The organism is Paraburkholderia sp. EG287B, from assembly GCF_040965595.1.
Taxonomy (GTDB): Bacteria; Pseudomonadota; Gammaproteobacteria; order Burkholderiales; family Burkholderiaceae; genus Paraburkholderia.
In genome coordinates this window covers 117522-132788 of the sequence record NZ_JBFRCG010000002.1, presented here as the reverse complement: position 1 = coordinate 132788, position 15267 = coordinate 117522, and the positions used below count along the sequence as shown (strand labels likewise).

At 65.8% G+C, this 15267-nt stretch carries 15 protein-coding genes and 1 pseudogene; 10 read left to right on the top strand and 6 right to left on the bottom strand.

Going from position 1 to position 15267, the window contains the following annotated elements:
• Positions 1 to 53: 53 nt before the first annotated feature.
• Positions 54 to 509: a transposase gene (locus AB4Y40_RS03370; RefSeq protein ID WP_368686434.1), complete on the top strand. Its 456-nt coding sequence runs from the start codon at positions 54 to 56 to the stop codon at positions 507 to 509.
• A 120-nt stretch (positions 510 to 629) separates the two neighbouring features.
• Here AB4Y40_RS03370 and AB4Y40_RS03365 read toward each other — a convergent pair whose 3' ends face one another.
• Positions 630 to 1094, bottom strand: a complete 465-nt coding sequence (locus AB4Y40_RS03365; RefSeq protein WP_342920643.1) for a DUF2147 domain-containing protein — start codon at positions 1092 to 1094, stop codon at positions 630 to 632.
• 126 nt (positions 1095 to 1220) lie between these two features.
• On the opposite strand from AB4Y40_RS03365, the pseudogene AB4Y40_RS03360 reads away from it, so the two are divergent.
• Both AB4Y40_RS03360 and AB4Y40_RS03355 read left to right on the top strand, forming a co-directional pair.
• A pseudogene (locus AB4Y40_RS03360) lies at positions 1221 to 1364 on the top strand (sigma-54-dependent Fis family transcriptional regulator); the annotation flags it as partial.
• Positions 1365 to 1412: 48 nt separating this feature from the next.
• A complete protein-coding gene (locus AB4Y40_RS03355) occupies positions 1413 to 2159 on the top strand; it encodes a DUF2968 domain-containing protein (protein WP_368686433.1) in 747 nt (248 codons plus the stop codon).
• Between the two features lie 143 nt (positions 2160 to 2302).
• On the opposite strand, the gene AB4Y40_RS03350 is transcribed toward AB4Y40_RS03355, so the two are convergent.
• Positions 2303 to 2509 (bottom strand): hypothetical protein, encoded by a 207-nt coding sequence (locus tag AB4Y40_RS03350; protein WP_368686432.1) that lies wholly within the window; start codon positions 2507 to 2509, stop codon positions 2303 to 2305.
• A gap of 236 nt (positions 2510 to 2745) precedes the next feature.
• The gene (gene hfq / locus AB4Y40_RS03345) at positions 2746 to 3237 is read right to left on the bottom strand and encodes an RNA chaperone Hfq (RefSeq protein WP_368686431.1); all 492 of its coding nucleotides are present in this window, start codon (positions 3235 to 3237) and stop codon (positions 2746 to 2748) included.
• Between the two features lie 510 nt (positions 3238 to 3747).
• On the opposite strand from hfq, the gene AB4Y40_RS03340 reads away from it, so the two are divergent.
• From AB4Y40_RS03340 to AB4Y40_RS03320, 5 genes are all read left to right on the top strand, one after another.
• Positions 3748 to 3915, top strand: coding sequence for a hypothetical protein (locus AB4Y40_RS03340; protein WP_368686430.1), 168 nt, complete (start codon positions 3748 to 3750; stop codon positions 3913 to 3915).
• Positions 3916 to 3984: 69 nt separating this feature from the next.
• Positions 3985 to 4491 (top strand): RNA polymerase sigma factor, encoded by a 507-nt coding sequence (locus AB4Y40_RS03335; protein ID WP_368686711.1) that lies wholly within the window; start codon positions 3985 to 3987, stop codon positions 4489 to 4491.
• Between the two features lie 71 nt (positions 4492 to 4562).
• Entirely contained in the window at positions 4563 to 5387 is an 825-nt protein-coding gene (locus tag AB4Y40_RS03330; RefSeq protein WP_368686710.1) for an anti-sigma factor, read from the top strand.
• 25 nt (positions 5388 to 5412) lie between these two features.
• Positions 5413 to 7014 (top strand): FAD-binding protein, encoded by a 1602-nt coding sequence (locus AB4Y40_RS03325; RefSeq protein ID WP_368686429.1) that lies wholly within the window; start codon positions 5413 to 5415, stop codon positions 7012 to 7014.
• Between the two features lie 66 nt (positions 7015 to 7080).
• Positions 7081 to 7464 carry a hypothetical protein gene (locus tag AB4Y40_RS03320; RefSeq protein WP_368686428.1) on the top strand — a complete coding sequence of 128 codons (384 nt, stop codon included), beginning with the start codon at positions 7081 to 7083 and terminating at the stop codon, positions 7462 to 7464.
• 28 nt (positions 7465 to 7492) lie between these two features.
• Here AB4Y40_RS03320 and AB4Y40_RS03315 read toward each other — a convergent pair whose 3' ends face one another.
• From AB4Y40_RS03315 to AB4Y40_RS03305, 3 genes are all read right to left on the bottom strand, one after another.
• Entirely contained in the window at positions 7493 to 9298 is a 1806-nt protein-coding gene (locus AB4Y40_RS03315) for an AMP-binding protein (protein ID WP_368686427.1), read from the bottom strand.
• 205 nt (positions 9299 to 9503) lie between these two features.
• On the bottom strand, positions 9504 to 10721 hold the full coding sequence (locus AB4Y40_RS03310) for an MFS transporter (RefSeq protein WP_368686426.1): 1218 nt from the start codon (positions 10719 to 10721) through the stop codon (positions 9504 to 9506).
• A 483-nt stretch (positions 10722 to 11204) separates the two neighbouring features.
• A complete protein-coding gene (locus AB4Y40_RS03305) occupies positions 11205 to 12311 on the bottom strand; it encodes a porin (RefSeq protein ID WP_368686425.1) in 1107 nt (368 codons plus the stop codon).
• Positions 12312 to 12683: 372 nt separating this feature from the next.
• Here AB4Y40_RS03305 and AB4Y40_RS03300 point away from each other — a divergent pair, with 372 nt between their 5' ends.
• Together AB4Y40_RS03300 and AB4Y40_RS03295 are read left to right on the top strand one after the other, a co-directional pair.
• Positions 12684 to 13457 (top strand): SDR family oxidoreductase, encoded by a 774-nt coding sequence (locus AB4Y40_RS03300; protein ID WP_342920633.1) that lies wholly within the window; start codon positions 12684 to 12686, stop codon positions 13455 to 13457.
• 81 nt (positions 13458 to 13538) lie between these two features.
• A complete protein-coding gene (locus AB4Y40_RS03295) occupies positions 13539 to 15254 on the top strand; it encodes a long-chain fatty acid--CoA ligase (protein ID WP_368686424.1) in 1716 nt (571 codons plus the stop codon).
• The last annotated feature ends 13 nt before the right edge of the window (positions 15255 to 15267 follow it).

The following is a 15267-nucleotide window of genomic DNA, read 5'->3' as shown; positions in this document are numbered from 1 at the left end:
ACGGGGGCGAGTGGATATCGTTTGTCAGCACACCCTCTGACAAAGGACCTTCCATGACCCCGCATCGCGATATCACCGACGAAGAATGGCAGCGCGTGATGCTGCTCCTGCCCGAACTGCGCCCGCGCACCGAGTTGCGCGGCCGGCCGCTCGCCAATACGCGCTCGGTGCTCAACGGCGTGCTGTGGGTCATGTATAGCGGTGCGAACTGGTCGGCCATGCCGCGCCGCTACCCTTCGTATCAAACCTGCCATCGCCGCTTCAAGACCTGGCACTACAACGGCGCGCTCAAGCGCGTGATGGGCGAGCTGTTCGGCGAAGACGGCGTGAGGTTGTGCGGCACCATCGAAACGCGCATGCGCAAGCACGCGAGCCGTGCGGAAAAAGCGGCGCGCAGGCAGGAAGCGGCGCGCAACACGCCGCGCAATTCGCCGTTCGTGCCGGTGGCGAGCGCCTCCGCGCAATCGCAGCCTTTCCACTATCGCTCCGTGTATCGTCACACGGCGTAATCCTGGCGCTGACGAGGTCCGGCCGAAGCGGCGCTTGCGCGCGCTCCGGCCGGTTTCGTCTCTCAGGTCCCCTTGCCGGTTTGCGCACCGGTCCTCAGGTCGATCCGCTCACGCATCCACTTACTGCTGACGCACCCACGTCTGCGAGCGGCCGAGCAGCGAAATGCCCATATAGCCGCGCACGACGAGTTTCTGGCCGCCGTCTTCCGTATGCATCTTGCAGCGGTACAGCTTGCCGTTCTCAGGGTCGAGAATGTGGCCGCCGTCATAACCCTCGCCGGTCTTCTTCATGCTGTCGATGATCGTCATGCCGAGGATCGGCTGATCCTTGCGCGAGTCGGTGCAGGCCGTGCAGCGCCGGTCGGGCTGGTCATTCGCGCCCAGTCCCTTGATGACCTTGCCGCTCAGATCGCCGTTGGCGTCGGCGCTGATCTGCACGAGCGCTTTCGGCTGGCCGGTGTGATCGTCGATGGTCTGCCAGACGCCGACGGGCGTGTCGGTTTGAGCGTGTGCGGCGAGGGCGCCGCACAGCAGGGCACTCGCAAGCGCGACATGGCGCGCCGCGCGTCCGATGACTCGGTTCATGTCTTCCTCCACTGATGTTGTTTGTCGTGTCGATGCCGACCCTGCGTCGCGCCTGGCACGCCGCAAGGTCAGGGCAGGATACTGGAAAGCATCGCGCGCGTTTGAGAGAAGGCACTCTAGTTTGGTCGGCCTCTCGCCGCGCTGGACCAAAACGGCGGGCGATGCAAGGACACCGCGCAATTTCCAGGAATTTCTTGCCAGGTGTTGTGGGAAAAGATACGTAATCGGCAAATTTTCTACGAGGGGCCCGAAACATGTGAAAGTGAGTAATAATTGTGCCGATTTGTAAAAATTAGAACTGTTCAAAGCAGGTACTACATGGACTACAAGTGGAGAGTTCGTCGCACCGCCTTGGCGGCGCTGGTATTAATCGGGGGAATCGGTACGGGCTGCGCACAGACGCCGCCTGACAATTCAGCAGCAGCGAATGCAGCAGCGGCGCCCGTAGCACAGACCACCGCCGCACCCGCAGTGCAGGACGAGCAGGCCGCGACCCCTGCGCTGCCTTTGGCAGCGAGCCAGCCAGGCGTGCTAACGCCGGATGAAGCGAAGCAGAACGCCGCGGGCAACGTCGCCGAGTTGCAGCAGATGCTGCGAGGCTCGGATCTCGCCGAGCTACGCACGACCTACAACGGCTCGTATGGCGCGAGCTTGCTGTTTTACGGCAAGGAAATGACGTACTACGTCACGCTGTTCCAGAACAAGACGTTCTGGCGCGTGATCAAGACGAGCGACGAGACGCGCGCTGAAGCGATCTATCGCGACTTCGCGGTGAAGTCGGGGCAACTCGCCGAAGTGGAAATCCGCCGCACGCGCCTCGAAGCGCAGAAGGCGTTCACGGACCGCATGATCGCCCTCACGCAGGACCACGCGAACCGGCTCCAGGCGGATCTGGCCATCGCGCGCGAGCAACAGGCGCTCGTCGCGGACCGGCAGAAGCAGGGCCGCGATCAGGCGAACGCATTGCAGGCGCAGAAGACGGCTGCCCAGGCGGAACTGCGTACGGTTCAGCGTCAGGTGCGTGAGCTGCAGCAACAAGTGGAAGGCGGTCTGCCGATCCGCTGATCGCCGGTATGCGGTGTGGCCAGGATGCTCGCCAGGCGCCGGGTCGTGCCACCGGTTGAGCAAGACACGCCGATGCGACACGCAAAAGGCGGAGCGTCGTGGGCGCTCCGCCTTTCTTCATGGTGCGATCGTTCAGGGCGCGCTCAGTGCTTGCCGTGGCGATGCGTGTCGCGGCCCTTGTGGGTTTCGTCTGCGGAATGGGGCTTCGGTTGAGAGCCGGGCTTCGGTTGAGAGCCGGTCGGCGAGGGATCGACGGCGATCGGATCGCTCGCGGGGAAGGTCTCGTCGAGCGCTTCGTCCAGCGGGTCTTCCTGCGAGGGTTGCGGGGCTTTCGGCTTGGATGCGCTCATGGCGGCCTCCGTGGCGATATGCGTCAGCCCCAGAATAACGCAAAGCCAGAATCGTGACCGTGAGCCACGGCTGCCAGAGCGCTTCAGAAGACACGGGACGAAACTGAACGCGACTGCACCGCAGTTGTACGAAACTGCGCGCGCAAACAAGCGGGCGCGCCAAGGCGCGCCCGTACTGTACTGAAATGTCGGCGTGGTCGGCGTACCGTGCAGCAGGTGCGCCAGCCATCAGCGGCTTAGCTGTTGCCCGAGCCTTCGCCGCCGTTACCGCCGTTGTTCACCGCGCCGTAGAGGCGACGGCGGCGCGTCACGACGACTGGGCCGTCCTGCGAGCCACGGTCATTGCCGGGCGCACTCGATGCGCCCGATGGCGCGCCGGACGGCGCCGACCAGCTCTCGCGCGGCTCGCGCGGTTCTCGTTGTTCACGCGGGCCATGGCCGCCGTGACTGCCGTGCGGGCCGCGGCTCGTATGCTCGCCGTGCGAGCTGCGAGCGCCGCCGGGGCGCGGACCCGGACGGGTGCCGGTGTCGAGCTGGATGGTCGAAATGGCGCGCTTGTAAATGCCTTGCAGGCCGACGGGCGTGCGCAGCATCACCAGGTACTGATCGAACGACTCGATGCATCCGGTCAGGCGAATGCCGTTGACCAGATAGATTTCGACGCGCTTTCTTTCCTTACGCGCGGCGTTCATGAAGTCGTTTTGCGGGTGCGATTCTGCGGAAGGCATGGACTAGATTTGGCCAGGCGGCGCAATGCCGCAATCAGTTGGAAACGTTTGCTCGCCGCGATTCTACCTTGTGTCGGCGAAGCGCGCGTGCGGGAAAGTAAGCTTACTGCAGAACTATACCGGCTCGCGGCCGCGACCGCAGATTGACGAAAAATGTATCGCTGCGTCCCTCGTCGTCGGCTGCCGGCAAGCGGCGCGTCCGGATGACAGGTTGCGATGGGCAGCGACAGCGGTTTTCGGAAAGAGGCCTGCCGACGATACGCCCGCGGGTTGTCAGACCCGCGCGACCTTTCGACGCGCATGAACTCATTCACACAGCGTAGTCCATGACGGCAGGCCATGCTCGACCGATTCGAGGCCGGGCCCGCGCTTACACGATGGATTTCGATCCGCTTGCGACGATTCTCGCGGTGCCCGGGGGCTTCGTTCCGTGCGGCGGCACACGCAAGGCGAAATCACCGCTTGCGCGGAATAAGCGCACCGCTTGCAACGTTTAACGCGATATCGGCGATGAACTCAATGGAGGTGGTCATGGAGCGGTTTCGCAAAGTTCTCGCGTGTCTCGTTTGTGCGGCGCTGGCAGGCGTCGCGGGTGCCGGCCTCACGGCTTGCAGCGACATGAATACAGGCGGGGCGTCGTCGAGCAGTTCGGGCGGCTCGTCGGGCGGTGGTTACTGAGCGGCGTGCGGCGTGTTGCGTCATCCGTCGCCGGAGTTCGAAGCGCAGGTCGTGGCTCAGCTCGGGCCCATGCGCCGCTATGCGCGCGCCTTGACCGGCGACGCCGCCTGGGCTGACGACCTCGTGCAGGACGCCGCGGAACGTGCGCTCTCGCGCTGGACTTCGTTTCGCCCGCAGAGCAATCTGCGCGCGTGGCTGCTCACGATCCTGCGGCATCTGTACATCGATCAGTTGCGCGGCCGGCGCGAGATCGCCGTCGACGACGAAGCCGCGCCGTGGCGCACGCTCGAGGCGCCGCACGGCGAGGTGGACGGCCTCGTGCTGCGCGATCTGCAGCGCGCGCTCTATGCGTTGCCGGCGGCGCAGCGCGAGGTGCTGCTGCTCGTGTGCGTCGAGGAGTTGAGCTACAGCGAGGCGGCGGCGGTGCTCGGGGTGCCGGCCGGCACGGTGATGTCACGCCTGTCGCGGGCGCGCGAGCATCTGCGAGCGTTGCTCGATACGGGGCCGGTGCAGGACCCGGGGCGCGATCCGTCGCAACGCACCGCGCCGCTCAGGGTGGTGGGGACGCTACGATGAACGACAACGATCTCGGCCACGGACGCGACGGCGAAGGCGTGCCGCCTGCTTCGCCTGAAGAGGACCTCACGATGCTGGGCGCTTTCGTCGACGGCGAACTGCCGGCGGGCGAGAGCGAGGCGCTGCAGGGGCGCCTCGCGGACGACCCGCGCGCGGCGGCACGCGTCGCGGCCTGGCGCGCTCAGAAGGCCGCGCTGCAGGCGTTGTGCGAAGGCGCGCGCGTGTCGGGCGAGGATGCAGCGCCCGGCGCCGCCGAAAAGGCAGACAGTGCGCCCGCCGTGCTCATTCTGCGTCCGGGCGTGCCGTGGTGGTGGCGCGCCGGCATCGCGGCGTCGTGGGTGGCGGTGGGTGCGGGGCTCGCGGTGGCGGCCACCGCGCTCGTGCCGCGCCTCGCGCCGGGCCTGGCTCCAGAACTGGCGGCCGTCTCGGCGCCGGCGGCCGTGCGCAGCGAAACGCCCGAGGCGTTCGCGCGCCGCGCCGACATCGCCTACGCGGTGTATTCGCCGGAGCAGCGGCATCCCGTGGAAGTGGGCGCGGCCGACGAGGCACACCTCGTCGCGTGGCTCTCCAAGCGGCTCGGCAAGCCGCTCTCGGTGCCGTCGCTGGCCGAATACGGTTACACGCTCGTGGGCGGGCGTCTCTTGCCCGGCAACACGGGGCCGGCTGCGCAATTCATGTACGAGAACGATGCGGGCGAGCGCCTCACGCTCTACGTGGGCAGTTCGGCAAGGGATAGGGACCCCGTGCGCCTTCTGCGCGATGGCAACCGCCGCACGTTTTACTGGAGCACCGAACGCACGGGCTACGCGCTCTCCGGTCCGCAGACAGAACCCAAGCTGCGCGAGATCGCGCTCGACGTGTGCGGCGCGCTGGGCGGCAAGCCCGGGCAGTGGTGATGCGCGACGCCGGCGGAGCGGGCCCATGAGCGACGCCGCGCGCCATCCCGCGCCCACCTTGCCTCCCCGCATCGACGCGGCCCGTTTCGCGCGTGCGCTCGCTGCGTTCGAAGGCATCGTGGGCGCGCCGAACGTCTGCCGCGGCGGCGCAGCGCTCGATCCGTATTTCGATCCGTTCGTGCCGCTCGCCGATGCGCACGCCTTCGCCCCTTCCGCTGCGATCCTCCCCGCGAGTGTCGAAGAGATCCGCGCGATCCTGCGCGTCGCGAACGAAACGCGCGTGCCGCTGTGGACCGTGTCCACGGGGCGCAACTTCGCCTACGGCGGCGCCGCGCCGCGTCTGGCGGGCTCGGTCGTGCTCGACCTGCAGCGCCTGAACCGCATCCTCGAGGTGGACGAGCGCCTTGCATGGGCGCGCGTCGAGCCGGGCGTGAGCTACTTCGATTTGCACGCGCATCTGCGCGAGCAGCATCTGCGCCTGTGGGTCGATCCGCCCGCGGCGGGCTGGGGCAGCGTGGTCGGCAACACGCTCGAGCGCGGCTTCGGTACGACCGCCTACGGCGACCACGCCGCGTCGCAGTGTGGCATGGAGGTCGTGCTCGCCAACGGCGACGTGGTGCGCACCGGCATGGGCGCGATCGCCAACGGCACGGCGTGGCAACTCTACCGGCCGGGCTATGGGCCCTCGTTCGATGCACTCTTTACGCAGTCGAACTACGGCGTCGTCACGAAGATGGGGCTCTGGCTCATGCCGGCGCCGCAGGCGTTCGTGATCGGCGAGATCCAGTTCGCGCGCGAGGACGATCTCGGCGTGCTTGTCGATACGCTGCGCGCGCTGCAACTCGGCGGCACGATACGCCAGCACGCGGCGATCGAAGGCGCGATCCGCCGCGCCGCGAGCCTCGCGCCGCGTGCCCGTTGGTACGAAGGCGAGGGCGCGATGCCCGAGTCCGCCGTCGCCGCGATGCAGCGCGATCTGAACGTGGGCCGCTGGAATCTGCATTACGCGCTCTATGGCGAGCCCGAGGTGATCGACGTGGAGCGGCGCATCGTCGAGCGTGCGTTTGCCGGCGTGCCGGGTGTGCGTTTCTCGGCGCGGCGCTATGCCGAAGGCGACGAACCGCAGGGCGGCGCTGACCGCAATCTCGCCGGCATTCCCGCGATGAGCGCGTTTCGCATGCTCGACTGGCGCGGCGGTGACGGCGCGCACGTGGACTTCTCGCCGCTGTGTCCCGCCGACGGCCGCGACGCGCTGCGTCAGTACGCGCTCGTCAAGGCGCGCGCGGCCGAGTACGGTTTCGATTACTACGGCGGTTTCACGGCGGCGGGGCGCTATCTGCATCACGTATTCGCCGCGATCTTCGCGCGTGAGCGCCGTGACGATGCTGCGCGCGCGGGGGACCTTCTACGCGCGCTGATGAGCGACGCGGGCGCGGCCGGCTACGGCGTCTACCGTTCGCATTTGCTCTACATGGATTACGCCGCGGCGCAGTACGCCTTCAACGACGGCGCGCTGTTGCGCCTCGCGCAAACCGTGAAAGACGCACTCGATCCACAAGGCGTGCTCTCACCGGGCAAGCAGGGCATCTGGCCCGAGGCGTGGCGTGCGGAGCGCGGCTATACGTGATCGATTTAATCAAGACTGCGTATCGATTGGCGGGTAGGATTCGTTGAAAGGCGCACGGAGGACTCGATGGACAGGCGGGCTTTTCTCTGCGATGCCGGTGCCGTGGCGCTAGGCGCGGCATGGCAGGCGCATCCGCTCAGCGTTGCGTTTGGCGAACGCGCGCCTCGCGCGGGTGCAGCGTATGCGCGTGGTGTTGCGGTGTACGATCCGGCGCTCGCCCAGGGCCGCGTGCTCGCACGCGCCGCGGCGCGCGCGGGATGCGTTGCGTGGGCCATCGGCGACGGCTGCGCCGACACGGCCGCTAGCGACATCGGCACCCTGTGGCACGCACGCATTGCAACGCGGCTCGAGCCCGGTGCGGCCTTGACTGGCGCGTTGCGTCCCTCGGACCGTTTCGTGCTCGCGCGGCTCGCCAGCGCGCGCGGGGTGACGCTGCGCGACTTCGCTTAGGCAACCTTGGCGATCGCGCATCGACATCTCACGTCGGCGGCTTCTTCGCCGCTTTCGCGATTTCCTCGTCGCGCAGCTGGCGGCGCAGGATCTTGCCGATGGTCGACTGCGGCAGGGACTCACGGAACTCCACGATGCGCGGCACCTTGTAGCCCGTGAGCTGCTGACGGCAGAACTGGATCAGCGCGGCCTCCGTGAGCGCGGGATCGCGCTTCACGATGAACACCTTCACGCGCTCGCCCTGCACCGGATCGGGCACGCCGATCGCCGCCACCTCGCGCACGCCGGGGTGCATCGCCACCACGTCCTCGATCTCGTTCGGATACACGTTGAAGCCCGACACGAGAATCATGTCCTTCTTGCGGTCGACGAGGCGGATATAGCCGCGCGCATCCATCACGCCGATGTCGCCGGTCGTGAGCCATCCATCGGCGAATACCTTCGCCGTTTCGTCCGGGCGATTCCAGTAGCCTTTCATCACTTGCGGACCCTTGACACAGAGCTCGCCGGCTTCGCCGATGCCGGCCCACGTGCCGTCGTCCCTGCGAAAGCGCACCTGCGTGGACGGCGCGGGCAGCCCGATCGAGCCTTCCGGATGCGCCTCGTCGCCCTCTGCATGCGCGATATCGACGGGATTCATCGAAACGATCGGCGAGCATTCGGTGAGACCGTAGCCTTCCACGACGGGCTTGCCCGTGACGGCCCGGAACCGGTCGGCGACGGCCTTCTGCATGGCCATGCCGCCCGCCATCGCGAGTTTGAGGCCCGAGAAGTCGCGCTGGCGGAACGCCGCGTTGTCGAGCAGTGCGCTATAGAGCGTGTTGACCGCGCTGATGCAACTGAACGTCTCGTGCTCCAGTACCTTCATCATGCGCTTCATGTCGCGCGGATTGGCGATCAGGATGTTGCGTCCGCCGAGTGCGAGGAAGATCAGCGCATTGATGGTGAGCGAATAGATGTGATAGAGCGGCAAGGGCGTAAGCACCGTCTCGGCGTTGGCGTCGAACTGGTTGCCAATCCACGCCTTTGCCTGCTGCACGTTCGCGAGCACGTTGCCGTGCGTGAGCATCGCGCCCTTCGCGACACCCGTGGTGCCGCCCGTGTACTGGAGGAACGCGAGATCGTCGGCATGGGTCGCCACCGGCGCGTGCGGGGCGCGCGCGCCTTGCGCGAGCGCATCGAGCAGGCGCACCGCACGCGGCAGGTGGTAGGGCGGCACCATCTTCTTCACGTGGCGCAGCATGATGTTGACGAAGCGGCCCTTGAGGTTCAGCCCTTCGCCCAGCAAGTCGCCGAGCGCCGTCACGACGATGCGTTGCACCTGCGTGCCGGGCAGCGCCGCTTCGAGCGTGGCGGCGAAGTTCTCGAACACGACGATGGTCTGCGCGCCGCTGTCCTGCAACTGATGCTCGAGCTCGCGCACGGTGTAGAGCGGGTTGACGTTGACGATCACGGCGCCGGCCTTGAGCGCGCCGAAGAGGGCAACCGGATACTGCAAGGTGTTGGGCAGCATGATCGCGACGCGCTCGCCCGGCTGCACGCCCGCGCCTTGCAGCCAGGACGCGAACGCCGTGGCCCTGCGGGCGAGTGCGGCGTAGGTCATCGGCGAGCCGGCGCTCACGTAGGCGACGCGCTCGCCGAAGCGCGCCGTGCAGTCGTCGAAGAAATGGGTGAGCGAGGCGTACTGGCTCGCGGCGATTTCGCGCGGCACGCCGGGAGGGTACGAGGCGTACCAGATGCCGTCGGTGTTGGGATCGGCCGCCTGAGGTGTGGCCGCCTGAGGTGCGGAAGCTGCCACGGGGCTCGCCGGATCGGGCTGGGGCGTTTCGCTCATGATGGATCTCCGGACGGTAGGGCAACCGAGTGCCTTTCATCATGCAACGCCACGCGCCGTGCGGCCAGGAGGTCTTACCCGGTGTGCGGGCGCGGGCGGCTCGACCATCGCCAAAACCAGCAAAAAAGGCCGTGCGGGCGAACCCGGCACGGCCTTTCATCGTGGTGCTGCGGTGCGGCGTTACGGGGCGGCCGCGTGCGGCACGTCAGACGCCCGACACCTCTTTCGCGGTCTGCGTCATGTCGATGCCTCGACGTTCGCGGCTGAACGGGATCAGCACCGCGATCACGATGGCGACCGTGCCGGCGACGATCGCCATGGCCATCGAGTAGTCCTGGTTGTGCGTTTCGGCGAGCGACGCCTGCAGCGTGGCGTTCACCGAAGCGAACAGGTTACCGAGCTGATAGACGAGGCCCGGGAAGGTCGCGCGCACTTCGTCAGGCGAAATTTCGTTGAGGTGAACCGGGATCACGCCCCAGGCGCCCTGCACCGAAATCTGCATGAGGAACGCGCCGAGCGCGAGCAGCACCGGCCCTTGCGAGAATGCCCACAGCGGCAGCACCGGCAGCGCGATCAGCGCGGCGATGAAGATTGCCTTGCGTCGGCCGATACTTTCGGAAATCCGGCCGAAGAAGAGGCCACCCACGATCGCGCCGATATTGAGCACGATGGTGATGATCGAAACCGTGTGCGGATCGAAGTGATGCTGTTCGCGCAGGAAGGTCGGATACAGATCCTGCGTGCCGTGCGAGAAGAAGTTGAACGCCGTCATCAGCACGATGGCGTACAGGGAAAGCTTCCAGTTGTGCTTGAGCGTGGTGAGCAGGCTCGGACGCGCGCGCTTTTCCATCTCCTTGAAAGCCGGCGACTCGGGTACGTGCATACGCACATAGACCACGAGCAGCGCGGGCAGCACGCCGACGAAGAACATGCCACGCCAGCCGATGTACTGATACAGCACGCCGAACACGATCGAGGCGAGCAGATAGCCGCTCGGGTAGCCCGCCTGCAGCAGCCCGGAAATGATGCCGCGCGACTTGGGCGGAATGGTTTCCATAGTGAGCGCCGAGCCCACGCCCCATTCGCCGCCCATAGCGACGCCGAAGAGCCCGCGCAGGACGATGAAGGTCGTGAGGTTGGGCGAGAAGCCCGTGAGCAGTTCGAGTATCGAGTAGCACGCGATGTTGATCATCAGCGTGGGACGGCGGCCGTATTTGTCGGCGAGGCGGCCGAATATCAGCGCGCCGAGCGGGCGCATGGCCAGTGTCAGCGTAATGGCAAATGCCACTGCCGGGATTTTGGTGTTGAATTCGGTGGCGATGTCTTTCAGAACGAAAACCATCAGAAAGAAATCGAATGCATCGAGCGTCCATCCCAGGTACGCCGCGATCGTGACGTTCTTCTGTTCACGCGTCCAGCTCATGTTGATTGTTCTCCTTTGATACTGGGGGCAATGCCATGTCTCCTGTCGATCGCGATGGGCGCTTGTGCACCTCGCGCGATCTCATGCACGTGTCGGCATTGCCTTGTGTGGCCTGGTTGTGTGGCTTGGGCGGCCCCCCCGCAATGGGCCACGCGCCAGCAGTGTACGCCCGGCATTAAACATTTGCATGCATCTTGACTGGAACCCGTAGTAATCCCTGGGGAATTCGGGTAAAGGCGAAAGCTTTTTGTTTTATGCGTAATTTAAATGTAATTTAAATGAAGGTAACTCAATGCGCGAATGAGTTAATCGATGCGCATGAACGAATGCAAACGAGCGGGCATTTACCCGCTCGAATCGGACGAATGATAGATATCGCGTGGACGGCGCCGCCGGCGCGTCGCAAAGAAAAACGGCGGCGCCGCGCTCGAAGCGCCGCGCCGCCGTTGTGCCGGTGATCAGACCCGGCGAGGCAACCCGCTATTAGAAGATGTTGCGAAAGCCGACGGCGACGCCGGTCTGGTTGTTGCGACCCGGGAAGTCGGCCGTTGTCGAGCCGGTGCCGCGCATGAAGTCGATCGTGCCATACACCTCGGTGCGCTTGGACAGCGAGTACTCGGCCAGCAGTACTGCCGAGTAGCGCACACCGGTGCTGAGCGTCACGCGGTCTTCATTCAGGCCGTTCTTTGCATGGTCGTAGTAATACGCTGCGGTCAGCTGCAGCGGCGAGCTGACCTGCCACGTTGCGCCGGCATAGAGACCGTTGTCGATGCGGTTGGTTTTCGTCACGGGCGTCACGAAGTTGATCGCCGCGGGCGAGTTCGCGGCTGCCATGGACTGGTCGACCACGCCGGTATTGTCCTGGCCCCACAGCCAGCCGCCGTACAGGTGGACCGGACCGAGCGCATAGACTGCGCCGAGGTTGGCCACGCGGTACTTGTTGTTGTGTGCGTCGCTATTCTGCTGGTAGCCCGCGAGCAGCGAGACCGGACCGGCTGCGTAGGTGGCCGTGAAGCCGTACATGTTGCTCGCGCCGACGCTGCCCGCCACGCCGCCGAAGCTGTACATGCCTTCGACTTCGAGGCCGCCGAACTTGCCGTCGTACTTGACCGAGTTGTTCTCACGCAGACCGTAGCCGAGCGCGCCCGGCAGCCAGCCGTCCTGGTCGAAATTGCCAACGGTCAGCGGGTCGAAGGTGTTGCCCAGTTGGTCGAACAGGGGCGTGTTCTGTCGGCCCATCGTGACCGTACCGTACTTGTTGCTCGACAGCCCCACGTACGCCATCCGGTTGAACAGCGTATTCGAGCTCGCCAGTTGGCCGTTCCAGAGGTTGAACCCGTTCTCGAGGCGGAACACGGCCGAGAGGCCGCCGCCCAGATCCTCGGCGCCCTTCAGGCCCCAGCGGCTGCCGGTGATCGGGCCTTGCGTCATCTGCAGCTCGTTGTCGTTGTGCGCGTTGGCGTTCGTCAGGTAGCGGATGCTGGTGTCGACGATTCCGTAGAGCGTGACCGAGCTTTGCGCGAAGCTGTGCTGGCAAGCCAGTGCGAGGGCGAGGCCGCCGACGGAGGATGCGATCTGGGTGTGTCTCACGGTGAAATCCTTTTCTTCTGCTGCGTGTTGTCAGTCCGTCGGACCGCCGGGGTGCCGGGGCCCGAATTTTTCGTGTGCCGGCCAGTGGATGCTGGCCGGGGGGCCGATGATAGACGCTTGGTGAAGGGGTGAAAACGCGGGCTGTCGCGCGCTTGCAACGGTTGCGCGCGCAATTAACTCCCCGCATGTTTGCTTTTTCAGCCTACCCAACCCGCATACGGCCGGTGGCAACAGCACAAATACCGTTTAATGAACGGTCGTGCTTTTCCCTATTTTTCTGACTAGCGGGCCTCGCTAGAATCGTTGGCATCTCATCGCGTTCCGCCATCCGGGAACGTCGGCCGGTCCACAAGACATCAAGGAGACGAAAGCATGCGGGTCAGGGAAATGTTCGAGCTGGGCGGTCAGGTCGCACTCATCACCGGCGGCTCGCGCGGGCTGGGTTTGCAGATGGCGCAGGCGCTCGGCGAGATGGGCTGCCACGTGGTGATCACGGCGCGCAAGGCCGACGAACTGGGTGAGGCGCAGAGCCATCTGCAGGCGCTCGGCATCAAGGCGACCACGATCGTGAGCGACCTGCAGCGCGCCGAGGCCGTCAAGCCGCTCGTCGACGAGACGCTGGCGGCCGGCGGTCAGATCGACATTCTCGTGAACAATGCGGGCGCCACGTGGGGCGCCCCCGCGGAGGATTATCCCGACGAGGCGTGGCACAAGGTCATGAACCTGAACGTGACCGCGCCGTTCTTCCTCGCGCGCGAAGTGGGCAAGCGCAGCATGATCCCGCGCCAGCGTGGCAAGATCATCAACGTGGCTTCGATTGCGGGCCTGAAGGGGTCGCTCGGGCCCATGCAGACCATCGCGTACAACACCTCGAAGGCGGCGGCCATCAACTTTACGCGTGCGCTGGCTGCCGAATGGGGCAAGTACAACATCAACGTGAATGCGATCTGCCCGGGGTTCTTTCCCTCGAAGATGTCGGCCGGGCTGCTCGACAAGCTGGGGCAGGTGGTGATCGACCACACGCCGCTGCACCGTCTCGGCGACGACGACGATCTCAAGGGCGCCGTGGTGTTTCTCGCGAGCCAGGCCTCGCGGCATATGACGGGTCAGTATCTCGCCGTGGATGGCGGCTCGAGCATCGTCTGATTCCGCGCGGTACGCGGCGCCAGCGCTCAGCGAGCAGTTGGCGGCCGCGTTCTTCACAAGTCTTGCCTGACGGAGCCCGCCATGTCCACGTCCGCCCCGACGCTTTCCGTACCTTCGCCGGCATCGCCCCAGCCAGCCTCGCCGCATTGGCCCGCGCATCTTTCGCCGCATCTGAGCATTCCGCAAACGAACCTCTTCTATAACGCAGAGGTCTCGGCGGCGCGCTATCCCGAGAAGCCGTTCATCGTTTTCTACGACACGCCCATTACGTTCGCGCAGTTCAAGGACGAGGCCGAGCGCATTGCCGGCTATCTGCAGCAGGAGTGCGGCGTGAAGGCCGGCGACCGCGTGCTGCTCTACATGCAGAACAGCCCGCAATGGGTCATCGCTTACTACGGCATCCTGCGCGCCAACGCCGTGGTCGTGCCGGTCAACCCGATGAACCTCACCGAGGAACTCGCGCACTACGTGGAAGACAGTGGCGCGACGACGGCTTTCGTCGCGCAGGATCTCTACCCGCGTGTTGCGCCGCTCGTCCAGGAGGGCGGGGGCCTCAAGCACCTGCTCGTTGCGACGTATAGCGACTATCTGAAGTGCGAGCCGTTTTCGCCGCCGCCCGAATTCGTGAGCGCGCCGCGCTCCGTGAGCGGCCCGGGCGTCGCGCACTGGGCCGACGTGCTCGAGGCGCGCTGCGTACCCGGAGCACTCACCGCCGGTCCCGACGACCTCTGCGTGATGCCCTACACCTCGGGCACGACGGGCAAGCCCAAAGGCTGCATGCACACGCATCGCAGCGTGATGGCGACCGCCGTGGGCGGCTGCAACTGGTTCGGAAGTAATCAGGATGCCGTACAACTTTCGGTACTGCCGCTCTTTCACGTAACCGGCATGCAGGGCGGCATGAACAGCCCGATCTACAACGGCTCGACCGTGGTGTTGCTGCCGCGTTGGGATCGCGATGCCGCGGCGCGTGCGATCGAGCATTACCGCATCAACGGCTGGCAGGCGATCTCGACGATGGTGGTGGACTTCATCTCGAACCCCCGCATTCACGAGTACGACCTGTCGAGCCTCGCCTGGATGCGCGGCGGCGGCGCGACGATGCCCGACGCGGTGGTGAAGAAGCTCAAGGATCTCACCGGGCTCGACTTCGTCGAGGGCTACGGCATGTCGGAAACCATGGCAGGCACCCATATCAATCCGCCGCAGCGCCCCAAGCCGCAGTGTCTCGGCATTCCGGTATTCGACGTCGACTCGCGCGTGATCGATCCGATCACGCTGGAGGAGGTGCCGCCAGGCGAGTCGGGCGAACTGATCATGCATGCGCCGCAGGTAATGCAGGGCTACTGGCGCAACCCCAAGGCGACGAGCGAAGCGTTCATCGAACGCGACGGCAAGCGCTTCCTGCGTACGGGCGACCTCGTGCGGCGCGACGAGGAAGGCTATTACTTCATGACCGACCGCCTCAAGCGCATGATCAACGCGTCGGGCTACAAGGTCTGGCCGGCCGAGGTCGAGGCGCTGATGTACCGGCACCCGGCGATCAACGAAGTGTGCATCATCGGTGCGCAGGACGCGCGCCGCGGTGAGACCGTGAAAGCCGTGGTCGTGCTCGATCCGAAACAGGTCGGCAGCGTGAACGAAGACGACATCATCGCCTGGGCGCACGACAACATGGCCGCGTACAAGGCGCCGCGCATCGTGCAGTTCGTGGACGCGCTGCCGAAGTCGGGCAGCGGCAAGATTCTGTGGCGCAAGCTGCAGGAAGAAGAGGCCGAGGCGCGCGGCAACGCCTGAGCGCGCAGGCCTG

Excerpts from the sequence above, each read along its gene's own strand:
- AB4Y40_RS03370 (WP_368686434.1), top strand. The coding sequence starts at position 54 with ATGACCCCGCATCGCGATATCACCGACGAAGAATGGCAGCGCGTGATG.
- AB4Y40_RS03365 (WP_342920643.1), bottom strand. The coding sequence starts at position 1,094 with ATGAACCGAGTCATCGGACGCGCGGCGCGCCATGTCGCGCTTGCGAGT.
- AB4Y40_RS03355 (WP_368686433.1), top strand. The coding sequence starts at position 1,413 with ATGGACTACAAGTGGAGAGTTCGTCGCACCGCCTTGGCGGCGCTGGTA.
- AB4Y40_RS03350 (WP_368686432.1), bottom strand. The coding sequence starts at position 2,509 with ATGAGCGCATCCAAGCCGAAAGCCCCGCAACCCTCGCAGGAAGACCCG.
- hfq (WP_368686431.1), bottom strand. The coding sequence starts at position 3,237 with ATGCCTTCCGCAGAATCGCACCCGCAAAACGACTTCATGAACGCCGCG.
- AB4Y40_RS03340 (WP_368686430.1), top strand. The coding sequence starts at position 3,748 with ATGAACTCAATGGAGGTGGTCATGGAGCGGTTTCGCAAAGTTCTCGCG.
- AB4Y40_RS03335 (WP_368686711.1), top strand. The coding sequence starts at position 3,985 with ATGCGCCGCTATGCGCGCGCCTTGACCGGCGACGCCGCCTGGGCTGAC.
- AB4Y40_RS03330 (WP_368686710.1), top strand. The coding sequence starts at position 4,563 with ATGCTGGGCGCTTTCGTCGACGGCGAACTGCCGGCGGGCGAGAGCGAG.
- AB4Y40_RS03325 (WP_368686429.1), top strand. The coding sequence starts at position 5,413 with ATGAGCGACGCCGCGCGCCATCCCGCGCCCACCTTGCCTCCCCGCATC.
- AB4Y40_RS03320 (WP_368686428.1), top strand. The coding sequence starts at position 7,081 with ATGGACAGGCGGGCTTTTCTCTGCGATGCCGGTGCCGTGGCGCTAGGC.
- AB4Y40_RS03315 (WP_368686427.1), bottom strand. The coding sequence starts at position 9,298 with ATGAGCGAAACGCCCCAGCCCGATCCGGCGAGCCCCGTGGCAGCTTCC.
- AB4Y40_RS03310 (WP_368686426.1), bottom strand. The coding sequence starts at position 10,721 with ATGAGCTGGACGCGTGAACAGAAGAACGTCACGATCGCGGCGTACCTG.
- AB4Y40_RS03300 (WP_342920633.1), top strand. The coding sequence starts at position 12,684 with ATGCGGGTCAGGGAAATGTTCGAGCTGGGCGGTCAGGTCGCACTCATC.
- AB4Y40_RS03295 (WP_368686424.1), top strand. The coding sequence starts at position 13,539 with ATGTCCACGTCCGCCCCGACGCTTTCCGTACCTTCGCCGGCATCGCCC.